The organism is Marinobacter bryozoorum, from assembly GCF_023156245.1.
GTDB lineage: Bacteria > Pseudomonadota > Gammaproteobacteria > Pseudomonadales > Oleiphilaceae > Marinobacter > Marinobacter bryozoorum.
Window position 1 is genome coordinate 1 of record NZ_JAKZAH010000050.1, and the last position, 21739, is coordinate 21739.

General features: G+C 55.7%; 17 protein-coding genes and 3 pseudogenes. 8 read left to right on the plus strand and 12 right to left on the minus strand.

From position 1 onward, the window contains the following. Positions 1 to 18: 18 nt before the first annotated feature. Complete coding sequence (locus MLC59_RS17815; RefSeq protein WP_248236891.1) at positions 19 to 306, plus strand: type II toxin-antitoxin system RelE/ParE family toxin; 288 nt, start codon at positions 19 to 21, stop codon at positions 304 to 306. Here MLC59_RS17815 and MLC59_RS17820 read toward each other — a convergent pair. From MLC59_RS17820 to MLC59_RS17830, 3 genes are all read right to left on the minus strand, one after another. Next, positions 303 to 938 (minus strand): PDC sensor domain-containing protein, encoded by a 636-nt coding sequence (locus MLC59_RS17820; protein WP_248236865.1) that lies wholly within the window; start codon positions 936 to 938, stop codon positions 303 to 305. The genes MLC59_RS17815 and MLC59_RS17820 overlap by 4 nt on opposite strands. After that, positions 901 to 1170: a hypothetical protein gene (locus tag MLC59_RS17825; protein WP_248236867.1), complete on the minus strand. Its 270-nt coding sequence runs from the start codon at positions 1168 to 1170 to the stop codon at positions 901 to 903. Before MLC59_RS17825 ends, MLC59_RS17820 begins: the two co-directional genes overlap by 38 nt. A gap of 180 nt (positions 1171 to 1350) precedes the next feature. After that, positions 1351 to 1530: a hypothetical protein gene (locus MLC59_RS17830; RefSeq protein WP_248236869.1), complete on the minus strand. Its 180-nt coding sequence runs from the start codon at positions 1528 to 1530 to the stop codon at positions 1351 to 1353. A gap of 306 nt (positions 1531 to 1836) precedes the next feature. On the opposite strand from MLC59_RS17830, the gene amt reads away from it, so the two are divergent. Next, positions 1837 to 5241 (plus strand): ammonium transporter, encoded by a 3405-nt coding sequence (amt, locus tag MLC59_RS17835; RefSeq protein ID WP_248236871.1) that lies wholly within the window; start codon positions 1837 to 1839, stop codon positions 5239 to 5241. Positions 5242 to 5497: 256 nt separating this feature from the next. Then, entirely contained in the window at positions 5498 to 5725 is a 228-nt protein-coding gene (locus MLC59_RS17840) for a hypothetical protein (protein WP_248236873.1), read from the plus strand. Between the two features lie 12 nt (positions 5726 to 5737). Here MLC59_RS17840 and MLC59_RS17845 read toward each other — a convergent pair whose 3' ends face one another. The 5 genes and pseudogenes from MLC59_RS17845 to MLC59_RS17865 form a co-directional block, all read right to left on the minus strand. Continuing rightward, a complete protein-coding gene (locus MLC59_RS17845; protein WP_248236877.1) occupies positions 5738 to 6091 on the minus strand; it encodes a transposase in 354 nt (117 codons plus the stop codon). Further along, positions 6088 to 7872: an EAL domain-containing protein gene (locus MLC59_RS17850; protein ID WP_248236879.1), complete on the minus strand. Its 1785-nt coding sequence runs from the start codon at positions 7870 to 7872 to the stop codon at positions 6088 to 6090. Before MLC59_RS17850 ends, MLC59_RS17845 begins: the two co-directional genes overlap by 4 nt. 126 nt (positions 7873 to 7998) lie before the next feature. Then, a complete protein-coding gene (istB, locus tag MLC59_RS17855) occupies positions 7999 to 8754 on the minus strand; it encodes an IS21-like element helper ATPase IstB (protein ID WP_248236880.1) in 756 nt (251 codons plus the stop codon). Positions 8755 to 8768: 14 nt separating this feature from the next. Further along, a complete protein-coding gene (gene istA / locus MLC59_RS17860; protein WP_248236882.1) occupies positions 8769 to 10313 on the minus strand; it encodes an IS21 family transposase in 1545 nt (514 codons plus the stop codon). A gap of 408 nt (positions 10314 to 10721) precedes the next feature. Beyond that, positions 10722 to 11722, minus strand: a pseudogene (locus MLC59_RS17865) (IS630 family transposase). A gap of 195 nt (positions 11723 to 11917) precedes the next feature. Here MLC59_RS17865 and MLC59_RS17870 point away from each other — a divergent pair. Next, a complete protein-coding gene (locus tag MLC59_RS17870) occupies positions 11918 to 13534 on the plus strand; it encodes a methyl-accepting chemotaxis protein (RefSeq protein WP_248236884.1) in 1617 nt (538 codons plus the stop codon). Positions 13535 to 13643: 109 nt separating this feature from the next. On the opposite strand, the gene MLC59_RS17875 is transcribed toward MLC59_RS17870, so the two are convergent. Together MLC59_RS17875 and MLC59_RS17880 are read right to left on the minus strand one after the other, a co-directional pair. Next, positions 13644 to 14765, minus strand: a complete 1122-nt coding sequence (locus MLC59_RS17875) for a GGDEF domain-containing protein (RefSeq protein WP_248236885.1) — start codon at positions 14763 to 14765, stop codon at positions 13644 to 13646. A gap of 26 nt (positions 14766 to 14791) precedes the next feature. Next, positions 14792 to 14944, minus strand: a pseudogene (locus MLC59_RS17880) (MarR family transcriptional regulator); the annotation flags it as partial. A gap of 671 nt (positions 14945 to 15615) precedes the next feature. Here MLC59_RS17880 and parS point away from each other — a divergent pair. The 3 genes from parS (at position 15616) to MLC59_RS17895 (ending at position 18716) form a co-directional block, all read left to right on the plus strand. Continuing rightward, positions 15616 to 16149, plus strand: a complete 534-nt coding sequence (gene parS, locus MLC59_RS17885; RefSeq protein ID WP_248236886.1) for a type II RES/Xre toxin-antitoxin system antitoxin — start codon at positions 15616 to 15618, stop codon at positions 16147 to 16149. Continuing rightward, positions 16146 to 16622 carry an RES family NAD+ phosphorylase gene (locus MLC59_RS17890; RefSeq protein WP_248236887.1) on the plus strand — a complete coding sequence of 159 codons (477 nt, stop codon included), beginning with the start codon at positions 16146 to 16148 and terminating at the stop codon, positions 16620 to 16622. The genes parS and MLC59_RS17890 overlap by 4 nt, the downstream gene beginning before the upstream one ends. A gap of 207 nt (positions 16623 to 16829) precedes the next feature. Beyond that, a complete protein-coding gene (locus tag MLC59_RS17895) occupies positions 16830 to 18716 on the plus strand; it encodes a DEAD/DEAH box helicase family protein (protein WP_248236888.1) in 1887 nt (628 codons plus the stop codon). Positions 18717 to 18973: 257 nt separating this feature from the next. On the opposite strand, the pseudogene MLC59_RS17900 reads toward MLC59_RS17895, so the two are convergent. Together MLC59_RS17900 and MLC59_RS17905 are read right to left on the minus strand one after the other, a co-directional pair. After that, positions 18974 to 20275 (minus strand): annotated as a pseudogene (locus tag MLC59_RS17900) (IS1380 family transposase). Between the two features lie 119 nt (positions 20276 to 20394). Next, a complete protein-coding gene (locus MLC59_RS17905) occupies positions 20395 to 21132 on the minus strand; it encodes an ATP-binding protein (protein ID WP_248236889.1) in 738 nt (245 codons plus the stop codon). A gap of 254 nt (positions 21133 to 21386) precedes the next feature. On the opposite strand from MLC59_RS17905, the gene MLC59_RS17910 reads away from it, so the two are divergent. Continuing rightward, entirely contained in the window at positions 21387 to 21632 is a 246-nt protein-coding gene (locus MLC59_RS17910; protein ID WP_248236890.1) for an AbrB/MazE/SpoVT family DNA-binding domain-containing protein, read from the plus strand. The last annotated feature ends 107 nt before the right edge of the window (positions 21633 to 21739 follow it).

A 21739-nucleotide genomic window follows, 5' to 3' on the forward strand; every position in this document is an offset into this window, starting at 1 on the left:
CCATCAGATTCTCCGGTGATGAAGAATTTTTACGCATTATGCCAGAAGGTGTCTCCTGCCGCGCAGACTCCTAGGCTCTATGAGTTCCTGGCGGCGGTGAACCAGCCCGCCGCCGCACGGACGGTGCAGCAACTCACGGCCGCGCCAACCACGCTACTGACTAACCCGCGCATCGGCGAGCGCCTGGAAGAGTTCGAGCCTCGTGATGTGCGGCGGATACTGGTCGGGCATTACGAGATGCGTTACGAGATTGTTGGCGAAATAATCTACCTGCTGCGCCTGTGGCACACCCGCGAGGCCCGCTAATACGGGGTTAATGGATGAACAGGGAATTGAGGGAGTGGCAGATGGTGCAGGCATCCCGGAATCCTATCCTCGAACGCCTGACAAACCTTAGCGTACGATTTTTTCCAAATTCGGCGGGCTCCCCGAATACAGTTCTCCAGGCTCACGTCGGCACCGAGAATGGCAACAACCTTGCCATTCCGGTCCCGGATCGGGCTGGCAACGGTGAAGCAGAAGCCGCCAGTGGCTGCCGACCGGTAGACCGGGGTAACCCAGGTTTCGCCGTCCCCCGAGGTGCGCCTGAACCAGTCGCGGTCGGACCAGTCATGACCGAAACCGGTTCCCCCGTAGCCGGCGGTAAATCCGTCCGATGCCATGTTGTCGCTGATCTGTTGACCTTTCATGTCAGTGACGTAAAACAGCTCAAAGAAATCATGACGGTTGAGCGCCCGCTTTAGTGCCGGCTCCAGCTGGAGGCGGGTAAGGCCAAAGACGGCGGGCTCCCGTGTCAGTTCCTTGGTTGCTGACCGGGCCATGCGATGGGCATCAAAACGGAACGTTCCGATAGACGTCAGAAGCTCGTCAGCCAGCGTATGCAGGTTAGCGCCATTCTGGCTAACCTCTGCCGCCTTTTCGGTCATGGCTTGGGGCAATGTTGGCCACCTGCTGGACGTCTGAGCTGACGTTGCTGGCGGTGTACCCCAGCTTTTCTGTAGCTGCAGCTACGCTGCGTATCCGGCCGTCCAGCTGCTCCATGGCCTCCCGGGCCCTGGCCATCTGTGTCCGGGTGGTTTCGGCCTGCTCACGGCCCTGTGCCATGGTGCGGCGAACGTCGCCTACCCCTGCCACGGCCTTGTTAATACCCGCCTGGGCCTGGCTTACCATGTCCTGGACCCGGTCGGTCGCTTCCGCTGTCTGGTGGGACAGGCTACGCTACGCACTTCCCCTGCCACAACGGAAAAACCGCGCCCGTAACACCGGTGGAAAACTCCGCCATATCGTGGGTGTTGTGACTCAGGTCATGCTTGATGGTGGTTGCCATTTCCTCAACCGCGCTGGCGATGTTCAGTGAGGCGGAGGAAAGGGGCGCATGAACCGATTCAGGGCTCGGTGGAGGTCCTGGTTGTGCGTATCGCCACCAAATTCCATGGTCAGGTCCCAGTCTCTTTCGGTCAGGCGTTCGAGGGTTCGAATCAGTTCTTTTCGTCCGACAGAATTGGGGAACATCAGGCGTGACAACTGCATATATGATCCTCCGGAGTATGCAACTCTTTGCATTTGCAACATGGGTGCCAGCGATAGCCACTCGGAAGCGACGACTTTTCCGTTTTGGGCGCACCGAAATGGAGCGGTATTCGCACCACGGGGTCGTTAGCGCCCTATCTGTGTGCGAAAGCCTGTAGCTATGTGCGGTGCATCGTATTTTCATATGGCTTGGATATTGCTTTGCTTCAAGCGGATTCGAGCTTGCGGGTTTAAGGGAAGCATTACCCGGCCGTTTGTCTGTAACCAGGGAGTGGTTTGTTGTTCCTGTGGTTGGAGATCGCTCCTATGGATATGCCGTTAATTGATGTTTTCTGGTTGGTTTTGTGTTCCGCCCTGGTATTCAACATGCAATTGGGGTTTCTGTGTCTGGAATCGGGCCTGACCCGTAGCAAGAACGCCATCAATGTTGCACTGAAGAACATGACGGATTTCGCCCTGGCAGTATTGCTGTACTGGGTTTACGGCTTTGGCATCATGTTCGGGGCAAGTTATCTGGGGTGGCTGGGAGGCAGTCATTTCCTGCCAGCCGTGGGAGAATCCGACGCCTGGCTTTCTGCATTCTTTGTTTTTCAGGCCATGTTCTGCGCCACGGCTGTCACCATTATTTCAGGGGCTGCTGCGGAGCGTCTGCGCTTCGGTATATATATGATTCTCGGCTGCCTGGTGGCGGGGCTAATCTACCCGGTATTCGGGCACTGGGCCTGGGCCGGTGGTTTTGCCAGTGGCGACGGCTGGCTCGGCGCGCTGGGGTTTGTGGATTTTGCCGGCTCAACGGTTGTGCACAGTGTTGGTGGCTGGGTGGCACTGGCCGTCTTGCTGCTGATCGGCCCGCGCGCTGGCCGGTTCGACCAGGCTGCCGTGGGGCGATCCATGCCGGGATCAAACCTGCCCATGGCGATGCTGGGTGCGCTTCTGCTGTTTTTTGGCTGGTTTGGCTTCAATGGCGGCAGTACGCTGGCGGCGAACGCGGCCGTTCCCGGAATCATCGTCAACACGCTGCTTGGTGGCGTCACCGGTGTTATCACGGTGTTATTGGTTACCTGGAAGCTCAGAGGCTACACAGATGCCATGCAGCCGATGAATGGTCTGCTTGCCGGGTTGGTGGCGGTCACTGCATCGGCCGATGCCATTTCGGCGCCTGAGGCGATACTCATCGGCGGGATCGGTGGGCTGGTGATGATGGCCGCTGACACATTGCTGCTTCGTCTGCGGATTGATGATGCCGTAGGTGCTGTGCCGGTACATCTGGCGGCAGGGATATGGGGCACCCTTGCTGTGGCGTTGTTTGGTGACCCTGATGTACTGGCTACCGGGCTCGACAGATATGACCAGTTGCTGGTTCAGCTGCAGGGTATTGTGGTTTGCGGCCTGTGGAGTTTTGGGGTCGCCTATGTGCTGCTGAAGGTGATCAACCGCCGGTTCCCGCTGCGGGTGGACCCGGAGGCGGAGCGCCTTGGACTGAATATCTCTGAGCACGGCACCCGCACCGAGCTGATCGAACTGCTGGAGGCGATGGAGGGAGATGCCCGTGCCGGCGATTTCCATAGTGAGGTTCTTGTTGAACCGTTCACCGAAGTGGGGCAGATCGCAAACCAGTACAATAAGGTGATCCGTGCGCTGGGACAGGCTGTACAGAACACTCAGTCCATCGTGCGGGATATTCGCGATGGCATTATTACGTTCACCTCCGACGGCACCCTGACCAGCTTTAACCCGGGCTCGGAGCGACTTTTTGCACTGCCTGCCCATGCTACGGATCTGAAATTGAGCAGCCTTCTTGGCGACTCCGACTGGAAGCCCGCTGAACTGCTGCCCAGCCCCGGCGGTGAAATTAAAAAGGAAGTACGCTGTCGGCGCTGGGATGGCGGATCCTTTCTGGCTGAGCTTACCGTCAGCCGGGAAGCGATTGGAAACCGGGACCATTTCACCGGCATCCTGCGGGATATCACCGAGCGCCGGCGTATTGAAGATCAGCTTTCCCATGAAAGGAACCTGGCTCAGGTTACTCTGGCGTCAATTGCCGATGGCGTTATCACCACGGATCAGGCAGGCCGTGTCCGGTTCCTTAACCCCATCGCGGAACAACTGACGGGCTGGTGGAATATGGAGGCACAGGGGCTCCCCCTGTCCGACATTTACCAACTGGTCGATGAGTCTAATGACGCTGTCCTGCCAAACCCGGTAACACGGGCGCTCCGACAATCCGGAGCCGCTCCCCGGCAGGCCGTCGAACATCACTACGCACTGCGAAAGCGCGATGGTGGGCTGATACCGGTGAAGGAGTCGGTGGCGCCCATTCGGGATCCCGAGGGCAGGCTGATTGGTGTGGTGCTGACGTTCAGTGATGTGTCCGGGATCCGTCAGCTGGCCCGTGAACTCACTCACCAAGCCGCGCACGATGCCCTGACGGGGCTGATCAATCGCGCTGAATTCGAGCGCCATTTGGTGTCATTGCTGAAGGAAGGCTCAGGCGGTACCGATGAGCATGTGCTCTGCTATCTGGACCTGGACCAGTTCAAAATCGTGAACGACACTTGTGGGCACATTGCGGGTGATGAGCTGTTGCGGCAACTGGCCTCGCTGTTTCGCAGCCGAGTCAGGGATTCGGACCTCCTGGCGCGGCTTGGCGGGGATGAATTTGGTGTGATACTCCATAAGTGCAATGTTACGGAAGCTCTGCAGGTAGCAGAGAGCATTCGGGCGCTGGTGGAGGATTTCCGCTTCTCGTGGCAGGACAAAACCTTCGCCGTGGGTGTCAGTATTGGCCTGGTTCCTCTAGATGGGCTGGGAAACAGTCTGGGCAACCTGCTGGGCGCGGCGGATGCGGCCTGTTACTCGGCCAAGGACGCTGGGCGTAACCGGGTTCACGTCTACCAGCCCGATGATCGCCAACTGCTCGCGCGCCAGGGAGAGATGCAGTGGGTTAACCGCATTCGCAGCGCCCTGGATGAGGATCGGCTCAGACTCTATGTGCAGCCGATAGTGCCACTGAATGTGAAAGACGCGTTGGTGCCGCGCTATGAGGTACTGGTCCGGATGCTGGACGAGAAAGGGGACATTATTCCGCCCGGCGCTTTCATGCCGGCTGCAGAACGTTACAACGTGGCATCGTCGATTGATCGCTGGGTGGTGGCCAACACCCTGGCGTGGATTGGCGACAACGCGAGACGATCGGGTGGCCAGCCCGGGCACTACTCCATAAACCTGTCGGCGGACTCAGTCACCGACAGCGATTTTCTGGCGTTTGTCCTTGATTGTATAGAGCGTTGTAAGGTGCCATCGGAGTCGATCTGTTTCGAGATCACTGAAACCAACGCCATCGCCAACCTGAGCAGCGCCATTACCTTTATCGAGCGGCTCAAGGCTATCGGCTGTCAGTTCGCCCTGGATGACTTCGGCTCCGGAGTGTCATCGTTCGGTTACCTCAAGAACCTGCCTGTGGATTTCATTAAAATCGACGGGGCTTTTGTGCGGGATATCTGCAGTGATTCAACCGCCAGGGTGATGGTGGGGTCTATCCACAATATTGGCAAGGAAATGGGGCTGAAGACAGTGGCCGAGTATGTGGAGTCCCGCGAAATCCTGGACGAACTGCGGCAACTGGGCATCAACTATGCGCAAGGGTTCTATCTGGGCAAGCCGTCGCCTCTGGCGACCACGCTGACGGGAGTACGGATGATGCCGCGCTAGTCAATGGGTGGCGCCGGTCGGGTCAGACGAGCTCGCGGGCTTCCGTAATAACCCGGTTGGGGCCCGCCGCCTTGGCCTGGTAGAGCATCGCGTCAGCGCGACATATGGCATCATTGACGCCTTTACCGGGTAGGTACTCGGCGATCCCGACAGTTACGATAATGGGTACGCCAGCAATCGGTGCCCTCTCAATCGCCCTTCGGCAACGCTGGGCGGCATGGCGTGTGCTGCGAAGATCAACGCCCGGAGTAGAGGGTTGGCAGCAGCGCCGGGTGGTGCTGTAACCCTCATGCGCCCCGGTATTGTCGGGCTGTGGCTGGCCGCCATCGGGGTTCCGGTGGCGTTCATCCTGCGATTCTGGCCGGTGGACGCTGGTCTGATTCCGCCGATGGATACCGGGCCGGTGACCGTTTATCTGGTAGCGTTGACTGCCGTTGTGGCAGCGCTGTTTCATCTGGAAATTCGAGGCACTAATCCGAAATAAAGTAAGCGAACATCACCCGGAGATATAAGCCAGGTCCAGATGACCAAAAAACGATTTCAATAACCGTGGCAGTTTCTGCAAGCGCCGAAGCTGCCGGCAAACAATGCTCCGAAGTTGTTCTTTGCTGTTAATGATCTTTTTACCAACGGGGTGGTATTTGATATAGCCCCAAACAGACTCATCAGGATTCAGCTCAGGCGAGTACGGCGGCAGGAAGAACAGCCTGAGCTTGCCGTCGAGGCTCTCAACATAGTCTCGAACCCGACGAGCATGATGGACCGGGTGGTTATCGAGGATCAGGAAAACCAGCTTGTCAGCGTCTTGCACCAGAGCCTTGAGGAAACCGAGGAAAACATCGGTGTTCATGTTGCCCTGAATGGTCTTGAAGCGGAGCTCACCGCGAGGCGAGATGGCATGGGGGGGCTAGGTGAATCTATAAAACAGGACCCCGCAGAGGCCTTTGCCCGTTTTTTTGCGTAACTGGCTGCGTCGGAGATCTGATCGGCTGTTCGCTGGTCATCTGGGCCCACTTGGACAATGCCCGCTGCCAGGGATACCAGTGGAAAGCGATTGATGTGCCCGCCTCTGTCCTCGGATTCCACGAAACCGTTTTGCAGTACAGTATCGGTATAAAAACGCCGGGTCTGATCGACGAATTGTGCTTGCAGGGCTTTGGCATTGGAAATGGCAAGGGGCGATGGGCTGATTACGACAAAGTCGTCCCCGCCAATATGGCCTAGGAAGTCGCCGTCGCCGTGAAAGAACTCCAGCAGCAGGTCGGCGAGCAAGAGGATGACCTGATCACCCACACGGTAGCCAAGCAGGTCGTTGAGGGGCTTGAACATATTGATATCAAAGTAAACCAGAATGAAGGGAAGTCCCTCTTCTGTCCGCGCAGCCAGAGCCTTTTGAATGGGGACGTTGCCCGGTAAAAGGGTCAGTGGGTTGGCATAGCGCGCTGTTTCGATCTTTCTTGCAGTAATCTGTTTGAGCAGCATACGGGTGGATCCGAGTCCGACATACCGGTCGTTGTGTGTGACAACAAAGTGCTGCTTGAGGTAGTGGGCATCGTCGTCGATCAACCGCTGACTGACTTCATCCAGTGGTGTGTTGTAGTCCACGATAAGGGCATCGGAGCTCAGCATCTGGGTAACCTGGCGCTTTTCATACAGTGCGCGGCCATAAGGCGTGCTGAACGTTTCCAGAACCCGCCACTTATGAAGCAGACCAAGGGGGCGGCCATTATCCACTACTGGCAGCGAGAACGTGCTTGGCTCACTTTGAAGACGCTCCCAGGCGTGTTGCAGAGTTGAGTCGGAGGTGATCGGCTCGATCTGGCTGATCAGGGAGCCAGCTGTCTCCTCTCGGGAGACTTTGATTGTAGGTGAGGGCTGCACGCCCAACGGATTCAGGCAGGCGGTCGCAATCTGTTTGGGCCGACCGAACAGAAAGCCCTGGACCAGCGATATGCCCAGTCCTGCAACAACCCGGAATTCCGCCTCGGTTTCCACTCCTTCAGCAATCAGTCTGCAGCCCAGACGATCCGACAGATCCACAACGGACCTGAGAAATTCCCGTTTAACCAGGTCGTCCTGTATGTCTCTGATGAAATGCCTGTCGATCTTAACGAAGTCCGGTTTCAGCTCCGACCACAGTTTGAGTCCGGAATATCCGCTGCCAAGATCATCAATGGCAATCAGAAACCCTTGCTCCTTCAACCAGGACAGTGTTTTCAGAAGCTCGGACGGATCTACGGTGGGATAGCGTTCCGAGAGTTCAATCACAATGTCTGACGGCTTCAGTCGGTTTGTCTCAAGAAGCTCCTGCAAATGTGCGGGTCTGAACTCCGGTGGCATTAATTTGGCCGGGCTGACGTTAACGAAGAGTTTCAGCCGTGTGCCCTGGCCAGACCAGCTTCGTGCAGCCGTCCGAAGGCAGAGGCCATCAAGCTCTGACGTCAGACCACAGCGCTCGGCGGTTTCAAACAGCAGCTGGGCTCCGTGCAGACTGCTGGCCGAGGGACCACGGCTGAGAGCCTCATAACCAAAAACGGACTTTCTTTCTATATTTACGATGGGCTGGAAGAGGGTTGTAATTGTCTCTTCCGTTAATAAGCGTCTCAGTTCCTGATTGAGGCAATTCTGCATATCTGTCACTTCTGGATGTGAGTGGGGCGTAGATGCGTATTCCGGCGAACGTGACCGGTCAGTCCGGGGATCGTGACCGATTTGCACACGGCCATCACGCTGGAGTGAGTTTTGTACTCTGAGCGGTCACGATGGGTCAACCGATTCCGCATTTTGTGCTTTTGCTTTTCGCAGTGATTCCCCCTTCAGATTGAGTCGGTGAGCCCCGTGCAGGAGCCGGTCCAGGATGGCGTCAGCCAGCGTGGCGGAGCCGATGTAGTCATGCCAGTGTTCGGTTGGTAACTGGCTGGCGATGAGCGTTGAGCCTCGCCCGTGCCGGTCTTCGATCACCTCCATCAGATCCTGACGTTGTTGTGCCGTGACCTTCTGCATACCCCAGTCGTCCAGGATCAGCAGGTCGGTTTTCAGCAACTGGTTCATCAACCGTGCGTAGCTGCCATCGCCGTGGGCGATGCGCACCTGCTCGAACAGGCGCGGCACGCGCAAGTAGCGAACCGAGAGCCCTTGCCGGCAGGCCTGGTTGCCCAGGGCGCAGGCCAGCCAGGTCTTGCCGCAACCGGTCGGGCCGGTGATGCACAGGTTCAGGGATTGGCGGATCCAGTCACAGCTGGCCAGCCCCGCCATACGGGAGCGCTCCAGCCCTCTCGGGTGGCGGTAATCGACGTCTTCCACGCAGGCAGGGACCCGCAACCGGGCCGCCTTCAGCAGCCGATCCAGACGGCGATTTTCACGATGTAGCACCTCCCGGTCGATCAGCAAGGCCAGGCGTTCCTCGAACGCCAGGTCGTGGGTGTCGGGCTGTGCCCGTTGTTGTTCCAGGGCATCGCACATGCCGGTCAGTTTAAGCTGGCGCAGGGTGTCGAGAGTGTTTTGAGTCAACATCAGTGTCTCCGGGATCAGTGGTAGTAGCGGGGGCCGCGAACGTTGGTGTGAACGGGCAGATCGGCCAGTTCCGGTTCTTCCTCGGTCAGTGGCAGAGGCAACTGATCCAGACCCTGCTTCAGGATCGAGGTGATGCTCTGGTAGCTGGCCGAGTTGATGGACAACGCCCGGGCACAGGCTTGCTCCAGCCGATCACGGCTGTAACGTCGACTCAGGCTCAACAGCCCCAGGCAGGCCCGGTAGCCATGTTCGGGATGAGGACGATCCTTGAGCTGGCGCTGCACCACGTCGAGCGTGGCGGGGCCGATGTCCGTGGCCCAGTTCAGGAAGCGGCCCGGTGACCAGTTCTGGTGGGCCTGATGGGACTTGGGCATATGCTCGGTCAGGGTGACGAAGCGGCCCTTGCCGTGACGGGAATGAAGGGCGACCCGCTGGCCCTTGTGCATCACCTCCACGGACGTATCGGTCACCCGAACATCCAGCTTCACGCCCACGAGTGCGTGAGGCACGCTGTACAGCCGTTTGTCGATCTCGATGTGGTAGTCGATGCCCGGTCGTGCCTTGCGCCACTCGGCGTAGACGTAGGGCGTTGCGGGGAGCGGCCTGAGCGCGGGTCGGTCCAGTGCTTCGAACAGGCTTTGGCGGCTCTCGGAGCGCCCCTGGAACGGGCGCCTGTTTAGGGCCGGTAACAGCCCGGTGATGGCTGCATTTAGCTCGGCCAGGGAGAAGAACGTCTGATGTCGTAACCGGGCCAGGATCCAGCGTTCAACCAGCAACACGCCGGCTTCCGCTTTTGCCTTGTCCTTGGGCTTGTAGGGGCGTGCTGGCAACACCGCCGTCTGGTAATGGGCGGCCAGTTCCGCATAGGTCTCGTTGATCTGGGGCGTGTATCGGTCTGCTCTGGTGACCGCTGCCTTGAGGTTGTCCGGAACCAGTAGTTCCGGTACGCCACCGTAGAACGCCAGCATCCGCTGGTGAGAGGCGATCCAGTCCGGCAGGGACTGGCTCCAGGTGGCCTCGGCGAAGGTATAGCTGGACGCACCCAGCACGGCCACAAAGACCTGGGCCTTGCGCATCTCGCCAGTGCTGCGGTCCACCACCGGCACGGTGGGGCCGCAGTAATCGATAAAGATCTTTTCACCGGCCCGGTGGACCTGACGCATGCTGCGTCGCTGCCGGCCGCGCCAGAGCCGGTAGTGATGGCAGAATTGGCTGTACCGACGAGCCTTGTCGCCGTGGCGCTCTACGTACTCAGCCCAGAGCAGTTGCAGGGTCACGCCCTTGGTCTTGAGTTCCTGATGGATCTGGAAGTAGTCGGGCTCGGCAAAGCGTTCGGGCGTCGTCTTAGCCGGGAACAGCTGGGCCTCTAACCGTGCTTCATCCGTGCCTTCCGGCAACGGCCAGGTGATGCCCTGCGCGGTGGCCAGGCTGACGTACTTGCCGACCACGCCCTTGGAGAGCCCGCAGGCACGGGCAATACGCTCATGGCTCAGGCCCGCTTCGTACTTGAGGCGCAAGACCTCGATGATCTGTCGCATGGAAATCCTCGCTGCCGGCATCCGCCCTTCCTCGTGATGAAAAAGGAAGGGGTATGCCGGATAAAGTTGAAGAATTCCAGCGTGTTGGAAGGGATTCCGGAGGAACGTGACCGATGATTCCGGCATCGTGACCGGCGATTCCGGAAAACCGTCCAAAATCGGTCACGTTCAAACGGAATGAACGGTCACGATCGCCCGGAACAGGCGGTCACGTTCAAACGGAATGGGCGGTCACGATGGGCCGGAATATGCAGTAGAGGTGTAATCTGCGTCTTTCCCTCGCATGTTCCCTACCTGCTGATTCAGTTGGTTCACATCCGGTTGTGCCAATTTACGAACTTACGCCAGACATGATGTGCAAGATATGTGACAGGCGTATTGCAGGTATGCCGTAATACTGGACATGATGTCCCTTAAAAAACGTTCGTCTTATTGTCGGATAGATAGGCGCACTATTGATTGAATAATTTGATCCGCTGTTTTGCGCCAGACAAAAGGTTTGGGATCGTCATTGTACCGTGCCAGGTAGTCTTTAATGGAGGCCTCCAGCTCGCGAGTGGTGCGACGCTGCTGTTGGCGTGAAATGAACGTGATACCGGGGCCGGGCGGCAAACCAGGCCCGAACCTTTTCCGTTTTATGGGTGCCGTAGTTGTCCATGACGAGGTGAATATCCAAATCTTCCGGAACCTCCCGGTCAATCTCTTTTTAAAAGGTCAAAAACTCTTTAGCGCAGTGTCTCCTTTGCGAAGGCGTCCGATAACCTCGCCCGTGGCAACGTCCAGGGCTGCAAACAGGGTCGTGGTGCCGTGACGAACGTAGTCGTGTGTTCTGGTTTCGGAGTAGCCAAACGACAGCGGAAGCGCTGGCTGAGTGCGGTTCAATGCCTGTATCTGGCTTTTCTCGTCCACACACAGGACCAGAGCCCGGTCAGGCGGATTCATATACAGCCCAACAATGTCGTGAACCTTGGCCACAAAGTGGGGGTCGGTTGAGAGCTAAAGGTCTCCAGGCGATGAGGCTTCAACCCAAACCCCCGCCAGATTCGGCTGATTGCCATGGCATTGAGCCCGGTTTCCTTGGCCATCAGCGTGGTAGACCAGTGGGTCGCATCCTTGGGCTTGGATTGAAGCGTTTTGTTGATAACGTCTGCCACCTTCTCATCATCAATACTGCGGGGCCGACCACTTCTCGGGGCGTCTGTCAGGCCCGCCACCCGGAACTGTTCAAACCGCTTACGCCACTTACTGACGGTTTCTGTCGTGACGCCCGCTCGCTCAGCAATCACTCTCCCCGGCAGGCCCTCGGTGCTCAACAGGATCATTCGTGCGCGTTGCTGCTCGGCTGCTGGCATCTGCCGGCGACGGACCCACGAGCTAAGCTCATCCTGTTCTTCGTCTGTAATGATCAGAGGAATAACGGGTCGACCCATTGCAGTAGCTCCATCGATGCTGCAATAACCCCAAGCTGCAATTGATTCGACGAACTTTTGTTAAGAGACACTAACTCCTTTAATGAAGGGATCTCGCCAAATTTCTGCCGAAAAATAGCTTGCCTCCAGGAATTTGCAATCTGGTTGTCACAATCGATGTTCACTATCGGGTCCTCATTCGATGATGGGGGCACTATGCTCAGAACGGTTCGCAGTAGGATTCTCTTCTTTTCATTTCTTTCGGTCTTTGCGCTCTCGGCTGTTGCCCTGTTGTCCTGGTCAATCATCATCAAGGCGGAAGACGCCGCAGAACAACTGATACAGAATCGCCTGACAGAATCCTGGTTGCTGAGCGATCTGGAACAGGATCTGCGCCATTTGCAGGATCTTTCCTTCAAGATCAAGGGCCAGTTGTTGCTTTGGGATGAAATCGAGGAGGAATTCGCCGCACTATCAGAGTCGATTCCCGCCAAGTGGAGCGCTGTTAAACAGAATGCGCAATTGAGCCAGTGGGCCGAGGAACATGAGAGTGTTTATGAGCCTGTAGGTTTGTACCTTGAAAAACTGGGGAAGGGAATCCGCGAGAAAAGCTACTATCAGGCAGGTAAAACGGTGGATTTTCAGCTCTTTCCTGCCTTGTCGCCAATGCTTGAGAGCATCAGTGAGCGGGAGGTGGCCAGTCGTGCCCGGATTGGTCAGGAATCCAGCGAACTGCTGGAGTATCTCGGCAGTCAGCAGGTGTCTCTGATCACCGGCTTCATCGTCTTTCTGCTGGCCATTGTGCTGATGGCCCTATGGCTGAGAAAACTCGTGATCATCCGGCTGCAGCGTATCGAACAGGATCTTCGCCTGATGGATGAGTGTTCGGACCTCGCCAATACCCCGAAACTGACCGGGTCGGATGAAGTGGCGGGGGTTGCTGCCGCCCTGGTTAGCCTGGTGGGCCGGTTTGAGGCGTTCATCGGCGATATCCGGGTGGCGTCACAAAGCGTCAATGATAGATCGGCGCGTCTTGATTCCCAGGCCGAAGAGCTGGAGTCCGCCTCCCAAACTACCCAGCGCCAGATTCAGGATGTGACTGACTCAATGAAGGCAATTGCCGATCAGGCCTCCGCGATCGAGGCATCCACCGGCGAGTCCAGAGAGACCATCCAGGAAGCGGTCAGTGCAAACGCGGATATTCAGTCCGGTCTGAGAAAGAGTGAAACCGCGGCGGAGCACACGGTGGAAGTCATTGCTCGGGTCTCCGGGTCCATACACGAGCTGACGGAATCAACGCTCAAGATCGAAAAGGTTATTGACGTGATTACGGACATAGCGGAGCAGACGAATCTGCTGGCCCTGAATGCTGCGATAGAGGCAGCAAGAGCGGGCGAACACGGGCGCGGGTTTGCGGTTGTTGCTGATGAAGTCCGCACGCTATCAAAGCGCACTGCCGATTCCACCGGAGAAATCCGCCAGTGGGTAGGGAATCTGGTTGAAGTCGTTGAGGGCGTTGAGCATCAAATTTCAGAGATGAAAGACGCCGGACTCGGTAATCGCCAGACGCTGGAGGAACTGAAGGCCCACCTGATCTCCATGAACCATCGGTTTTCGGATCTGGAGCTTCGCAGCGCCACCATCAATGATGCGCTGAGGCTTCAACGTGAGGAAATCGACCGGGTTGGCCACCGGTCCTCCGCGCTTGACGCCCACGCGGCAACGCTGGCCCAGAGTGTCGCTGGCAGCAGGGAGGTCAGCGCGGCATTGAAACAGGAAGCGCTTTCAATGAGGGACCTTACAGCCCGGTTTCGAACCTCTGCTGATTGTTGAAAGTTTCGGATCTCTAGACATCTCAGAGTTTACAAGTCCAGCAACCCACAGCTTTTGCAGGTGCCTTATCCGAGCAAAACCAATGGCCGAAGCAGGGTTCCGCCCAAACTCAACCACAGGCAATTGCCTCAAAATAACAAACACAATTTCGGCCCGAGGCCTTGGCTTCATATAATGCCTTGTCGGCCCGGTTGAGGGCGCTCTCCACTGACTCCATGGCGGCATTCACTTCTGTAAGCCCCAGGCTGACCGTAACCCGCACAGCACTCCCATCGACACCTTCAACGGACTGTGCTTGAACGGCCTTACGAATACGTTCGGCGTAGCCCCGGGCCTCTGCATAATCCGCACCGGGCAGAAGAATAACAAACTCTTCACCGCCAAATCGGGCGACCAGATCCTGGTCCCGGCTGAACTGCCGGAAAATGTCTGCCATATTCATCAACACCAGATCACCGATATTATGGCCGTGGGTGTCGTTTACCGCTTTGAAATGGTCAATATCGAGAGCAATAACTGAGAGCGATTGCCCGGCTGCCCTCGCCTGCTCAACCATATACTCACCCTCTGTCATAAAATGCCGTCGGTTATAGAGCCGGGTAAGTGGATCGGTGGCCGCCTGCCGTTTGAGCTCACCCTGCCTAGAGCGGATATCTTCCAGCACTTTTATCCGGTAAGAGATGATGAACGCCAGCGTTAGCGCCTCCAGTACGATGCCAATCCCGACACCGTGACTGTTGATATAACTGGGCTCGATCAATCCTTTGTAGTAGATCACCGCAAACCCGTTGAACACCACAAAGAAGGTATGGCCGACAAGAAAGAACTTCACCAGAGGATGCCCCTTGCGAAACAGGGAGATGCTTACTGAAAAGGTCACCACCATCATCAGCGCTGCAAGACTGCTCGCAGGCTTCAAGGCCATTGCAATATCGAACAGGCCGTATGAAAACGTGACCACCAGTAAAGCCAGCATCCCTTGCAGAATCCGGTGTTCCGTAGGGTAGAACTTCCGCGTCTCGAATATCGCCATCATAAACAGTATCAGGAAGATCGGCATGGTGATCAGCGACAGGTTGAGCACAAAAACGGCATCGCCATAGGCATTGAAGGCTTTGGCAATCAGCCCGTAGGAAAGCGCGATCCATACCAGCCCAGAAATCAGATACAGCGAATAGAAAATGTTCTCTTTCTTGCTGGTGGCGAAGTAAAGCAGGCCGTTGTAGAACACCAGTGCCAACTATCCTGCCAGAGGGGGCCTCCACCACCACGCTGCAGGCAGATCATGGTGAACCAGCGAGCCTGGGTAACCCCCAGGTCTTTCAGGCGCTCATCCAGCAACTTGCGCCAACGTCTTGCTACCCGGGCATTGGTGAAAGGAAACTGATCTCGAGGGGTTTGTGGGTCCATCTAACTGTCCTGCTATTGACGATTCAGTAACAGTAAATCGCAAGCTAATCATATAGACAAGCGTCAGTTACACATTAGCCAGGTTTGCACCAGATCAATAGGCAACATCACGTGGATTCCGAGGCCAGCTAAGGAACTTCTCCTTCCACTGAGACAGGTAACTCCTCGCTTCTTCAGAGACCGGAGGCCCTCAGCGTATTGTCGCCCTGGCAGACACCCTTGCTGTCTGTCGTGACCGGCGACCGGCTTTTAAAAAGCTGGTGCCGAGCGCTCCACAACACCGTAGCATCTTCACTCGACACCAGCCGGGGCTTCGGCACGGCGTCTTCCAGGCAATCCGCATCCGCTAAGGTCAGTCCCCGGTCGAGTAGAGCCTGCAAGGCCGACAACAAGGCCAAGTTCCGCTTATCGGCCAGAATGGCATGAATTCGGGGGTTGGGTGACCAAAAAACCCGTAGTTCAATAGGTTGGGAGTGTTTTTCGGCTATTTTTCACGTTTGTCTGCCAACCCTCTAAATCGGGTGCTTGCAGCAAGCGAAAAGCGAGTGAAACACAGGCAGATGTACCGGTTGATGAAGAAGGACCGCTGGAGATGCAGGGGAGATAAGGCTGTTGTTTCCAATCATATCCGGGCCTATACTGTTACCATATGGAGAACTGGAGACTATCAAATGATAACCATAGAGTCCGGCGAAAATGATACATCCCACAGCGAAGCCAAGAGGGTGTTTAAGCCTCAGCTTGAAAAGCGAACGCTTAGCGATGATGAGCTGCGCGCTCAAAAAGATCTGGTTGTGAAGATCATCTTTGACAGAAATTCTGCTTACCGAAAGGGAAAGTCGGACATCGTTCATTCCATCATGGAAGGTTTTCCTGCGGCGGCAGTATCTAGGCTCGTTGAGTACCTCAACATCCGTCAGAATGAGATGCTAAAGCTTCTGCACATTACATCGGCCACTTATAGCCGTCGGAGGAAGGACGGTAAGCTCGAGTCTGTGGAGTCCGATCGGGTTTATCGGTATACGCGTTTGGCTGCATTAGCTACGGATATGTTTCACGGAGATGGAGAGGCAGCCCGTCACTGGCTCAAGAGTCCTGCTTACGCCTTCAAAGGTGAAACGCCACTAGAACATGCTCAAACTGAATATGGTGCCCGTGAGGTAGAGAACCTGATTGGACGGATTCGACATGGAATTCCTTCATGAGTGATTCAAAACTATTCAGGATATGCGATCCCCAATACGCCGAGACTCCTGATCAGATGCTTTCTGGAGAGGGGGCTTTTCTATATGGGGGGCGCTGGAATTCTCCTGGTAGTCGAGTTGTCTATTTAGCGGAATCCCTTTCGTTGGCAGCCTATGAGTTGCTTGTTCATGTTCCTGACCAGGTCATTGCTCCCTACAAAAGGATTAAAGTTGAGGTTCCTGAGGAGTTGATTCTGACGCTGGATGATTCTGTGCTTCCAGATGATTGGCAGGAACCCGGCCACCCTGACCTGGTGGCGATCGGTGATGACTGGATTGCCAGCGAACAGTCTCTGGGCCTGTCGGTACCTAGCGCCCTAATTCCTGGAGAGCGAAACGTGATGCTGCTTCGGGATCACCCTGATTTTGACAAGGTGCGGGCTGGCGAGATTGAGAATTTTCGGTATGACGCTCGACTGACAGGAATTGTATAAAAACGATTGTCGTCGGTTGTCGATGACGATGAAGAAAACGACTGAGAGGGGTGCCAAAAAAAGATGTCCAATACTCAGGCCGCTCCAATAATTACGATTTTGTAATGTTTTTATGACGTAGCTAAATTAACCACCAAACACCTGAACAGGTGAGCCTTGCGGTACACTGCCTACCTGTCTGATTCCGCATGAGTTTGGTGTTGCACTATGCAAGTTTCTCTTCAGCAGAATGTGACTCTAGAGATCTATGAAGGCTCTCGGTCACACCAATCCCTCGACCTGGAGCAAGGCGCTGTGCTTTTCGCTCTGATTGCGGCACACAAATCTGGATGGAAAGAAAATTCCAGGAAGCTGATGGCCAGAGTGATTGAGCAGCTCATTGAGGATGCCTCTCAGGCTGGCCCAGACGGGGCTGAGCAAGTCCGGAAAACAGCGGTGAATAACCTGCGTCAGCTACCAGACGTACACGATTTTATTGATGGTGTTTACCGGGCCGGTTTTGTCTTTCACTCTGAATCTCAAAACTTTTTTCATGATGATGATGCTGACTTTTCCGTTCGTTATGTTCAGCGAGACCTGGGAAATAGTGGAAACACCTGGCGACTGCAGGATGACCAGGATCGAGCTCTCCAGATCATAGAGAGTGAGAAAGACGAGCACATGAATATCGAAGGGTTGGCCGGCTCAGGTAAAACCTTTCTGACCAGTGCCTTGGGTGAAATCCTGTCCCCCAAAACGACTTTGCTTGTAGCTACAACCCCTTTCCAGTTAAAAGCTCTCGAAGAGCGTTTGCCTGGCTTTGCCGGCTCGACTTTTGCCGCCCTGGTCCGGAATGCTTACGCCAATGCGCACGGTGTCAGCCCACACAAACTGGGCCAGAGATACTCCCCTAAGTTTAACCGGAGATGGTCCGAGATCAGCGCTCACATGGGTTTCCCTGAGATTAAAAACCAGACACCGGAGCGTGTCGCCCAGCTGGCAGCAGACCTGGTTCGAAAATTTTGCTACGGCAAATCAGAACACTTTGATTTAAAGCTTCTTCCCAGGAAATTGTTATCACTATTTCCGACAGTCGCGGAACGCTGGGCACTCGTGCATGCGGCTCAGGCCTTGTGGGAGGCTATTATGCGCCCCCCGCAAGCCTTCTCTGACCTGCCCGTGCGCAGCTACCATCTTATGAAGTGGTTGGATCTCAATGATGGGTCGCTTGACGCTGGTGATGTCACCCACCTCATTTTCGATGAAGGTCATGATGTACCGCCGGCGATGCTTAGACTTATCGATTCAAGCACGCTCACAGCGATTAGCCTAGGTGACCGCTTCCAATACTTGGGAACCGGAGATCCTGGACGAAGGGCCCAGAAGGTGCGCCCTCACACCTTTCAACACTCCGTGCGAACTGGGTTCAACGTCAGCGACCTGCTCAACACGGTACTCGAATATCATCCAAAGTATGAAGGCTCTATCTTTATAGGAAATCCCGAGAAACGAACACAGCAACGTCGATACGCACGCTTAGATCAGAGCACACTCACTCACGTCGCCACATTGAAAGGGAAAACAGCTATTCTCAGCGGAAGGATCTGGAGTGTTTTTTCAATTGTTCAGCGATTAGCCAGTGCCGGCATACCTTTTCGCCTAATGACGCCTCCGTCAAAGTTGCGAGGAGCCATCGATGGCGCCCTGAAAATCTACAATGGGAAGGCGCACTTGAATACGGATGTTCACACGTTCAACTGTAACAACTGGCAGGCACTACGGAAACAGGAAGGAGTGATCGTTGATAGCCTCTACCAGGCATTTGAGCGCGGATTTCAAAAAGCCGACCTTGAAACCTCACTATCTAAAGCTTTTTCCGACCGCCCTCAAGCGATTCGAGTTGGGCTCGTCGAAGAGGCCAAGAATCGCGAATTTGATAACGTCGTCCTCACCTCAGACATTAGCTACGGCGACTATAAAACGCCACACACACGGAGCAAGATCATAAGCTCTCTGTACACTGGGATAACCCGCAGCGTTCATACCGTCTATTACCAGGAAGACATGATCGACAAAGTGGTCAGCAGCATAAAGCAGGCAACTTCAAAGGATTAATGCTTTGCTTATTTGAGTAAATGTGTAAATCAGTAAATAGGTATATAAGTAAATAAGTAATTGGTTAGCATCAGACAGTTTGAACGTAAAAGCTAGCCCGGATTTCTCATAGTACCTCAGCAAGCTTCGTGGGCAGGCTGAGATATCGTCAAAGATCTGTTGGTGCCGCCCAGATTGTTTAATATATGATCAATTGCCGCCATTCAGACACACCTCCCCCTTTCCCCCATTGAGTCGGGCCGGGGGCGCCCGCTCATTCAGGTGGGGACCAGTCGCCTGACGAGGGCCGAGAGCTCATCCTTGTAGGGGGAGCTATCGCTCATCAACACCCGGATACGACGGGTATTGCGGATGATGACGGCACCTACCTTGATCAGCTTCAGTCTCAGCGTGCTGGCGCTCATGCGCTCGAACGGGGTCTTCTTCAGGTGGGGCCGCAACCGCTCGAACAAGGTATAGGCGAAGCCCGACAGGATCAGTCACCACTGGTTGGTCCACCAGTGAGTACTGGAGGTGCGGTCGGCAAACAGGCTCAGCTGCTGGTCCTTGATCCGGTTCTCCATGTCACCCCGGGCACAGTACTGCTCGTAGTAGAGCTTGAAGCCGTCATCGTAACGGGAGCTGATGATGAACCGGGGATTGGAGCCCAGCTCGCCTTCTTCCAGACGCGCCACCACCCAGCGAGGGTATTTCCAGGACTTGGCCTGGTACTGGAAGCGGAAGGTCTGTGCCACCTTTTCATCCAGCTGCCGGTGCGCTTTGCGCACCAGCATCATGGGCACGTCCACTTCCTTGAGCAGGCGGCTGTTCTTGCTGATGTCCACGATGTAATCGACGTTGTTTCGATCACACCAGCTCAGGGTCCGGGGTCGATAAAACGCGCAGTCACCCCGGAACACGATCCGGGTGTCCGGCCAATACTGGCGAATAAAGCGAACCAGTAAGGCCAGAATGGCCCAGCTATGGCGGCTGTCGCTACGGTTGCTGGTGCGCAGGTAACTGACCAGCAGGTGGCGACCGCAGAACACATACAGCGGGAAATAGCAGTGGTGGTCGTAGTAGCCGTTGAAGAACTTGCCCGGCTGGTCCCCGTGCACCGGGATATCGGTACCATCAAAATCCAGCACGATCTCCTTCGGCGGTTCGTCATGCTGTTCAATGAAGTGGTGCCAGAGCAGTTCGTGGGCCTTCACCATCGCCTGGCGATCCGCCCGCTGCTCCATCCGGCACAGTGTGGACTTGCCGGCCAGGTCAGCATCCTCGCCAATAGCGGTTTGCAGGGCCTGGTCAAAGCGCAGCGCCTCATGGTCATTGAGGTCCTCGTACCCGGCAGCGACACCGAAGACCCATTGACGGAGCATTGTCTCCAGCTGGTGTCGAACCATGGCTGGATCACGCGGATCAGGGAGCACCGAGGCCAGACGGCGAGTCAGGCGATGTTGCTTGTCGACTTCCCGTAGCAGGAGCAATCCCGCATCGGAGGTGATGTGCCCTCCGGAAAAATCGGCTTCAATCTGGCGGCGGGAGAGTGGCGTAAAGGTCAGTTTTTCAGGTACCATTTTGGAGAGCGGCGGTTGGTGTTGGTTTTTGGTGTAAGGCCCTGAAACTATAACACTTTCAGCCGCTTTCTTTTATCCTCCCATGAGAAATCCGGGTTAGGGTGAATTTTGTTCGTTGCCTATTGGCACAAAGAGGCTGGAGGGTCAGTGGTAACCTGGATCCATTCCTGAAAGCGGGCATCCTCAAACTCATAGTTGCCATGAGACACCAGTGATAAGTGTTCACCGCGAAGCCGATTAACAGCATTTTGGATTTGGTGCGTCTCAATCTGGCTAGCGTCGATACCAAGGTGATTGGCGATGTAGTCTTTGCAGGCCTCCTGGTATAGCCCGACTCCTCCATGGGCGATCCAGGTCAGTAGTGCTTGATCAATGCCTTTGAGAGAGTTCCACGTGGCAGGGTAATTGCCATCCTCTATCTGTTCATCCCGAGCTTTGGCGGCCTCATTGATGATGTCAATGGAACCGCTCAGGATCATTATCTCGAGCACGGAACGAAACTCTCTCGGCACATAGTTAAGCATGCTGAAGGCAACCAGCCCATCCCGCAGAGAAAAGTCGTGCGTGGTAGCCTGTTTGTAGCACTGGCGCATATGCACAACGAATCCGGAGCCAAGTTGCGGTAGCTCCATTTGTGAGGAACTCTGAAAAAGCGCGGCTTTTCGCTTGTTAAACAACTTCCGTAACCCATCTCTGCTTGACCCGGTATACATCACTCTGACCCGCTGACGGTTCTGATCAAAGAATGTACGAAGGAAAAAGACTAGGTTTTCAAACTCCGGGCGGGTTACCAGGTGTTGCGCCTCGTCCAGGCACAAGAGAATGCGGTCGTGTTTGGCGACCAGTGTTCTGAGCACTTCTTTTAAATCATACAGCGTGTCTGAGCCAGGGGTAGTGCCTGATTCTTTCCTGATGCCTTATCAGATGGAGGTATTCGAAAGGGAGCAAGCCCGACTTCGGTCCTTGTTCGGCACCTGGCTTACCCATTTCGGTGCCTATACCCAAATAAACCACAAGAAGGACAGTCCCGCCGCTATTCTTACCAGTTGGCTTACCAAAAGTAAGAGACTGCACTGAATAGAACGAAAGAACCGACCGGGAGGTTGAGAAAATGATCAAGGGTGAATCTACCGTCAGTGAAAAAGGCCAGCTGGTCATTCCCCGAGAAATCCGGAAGGCCCTGGATGTTCAGCGGGGTGACAAGCTCGCCTGGATCGTCGACGACGATGGGACTATCCGGGTCTCTGTGGCCAAGGGCGACCTGATGGCGCTGAAAGGACGGATCAAGAGTGGAGGGCGGTCTGTAACCGTCGAAGAAATGGATGAGGCGATTAAAGCGGGAGCCTCTGGCGAATGAAAGGGCTGGATATCAATGTGCTGGTCCGGTTGCGTATTCCAGACCAAGGTTGCCACTGATTCCAGACGAAGCCTGCCACCCATTCCACGCGAAAGCTGCCACTGATT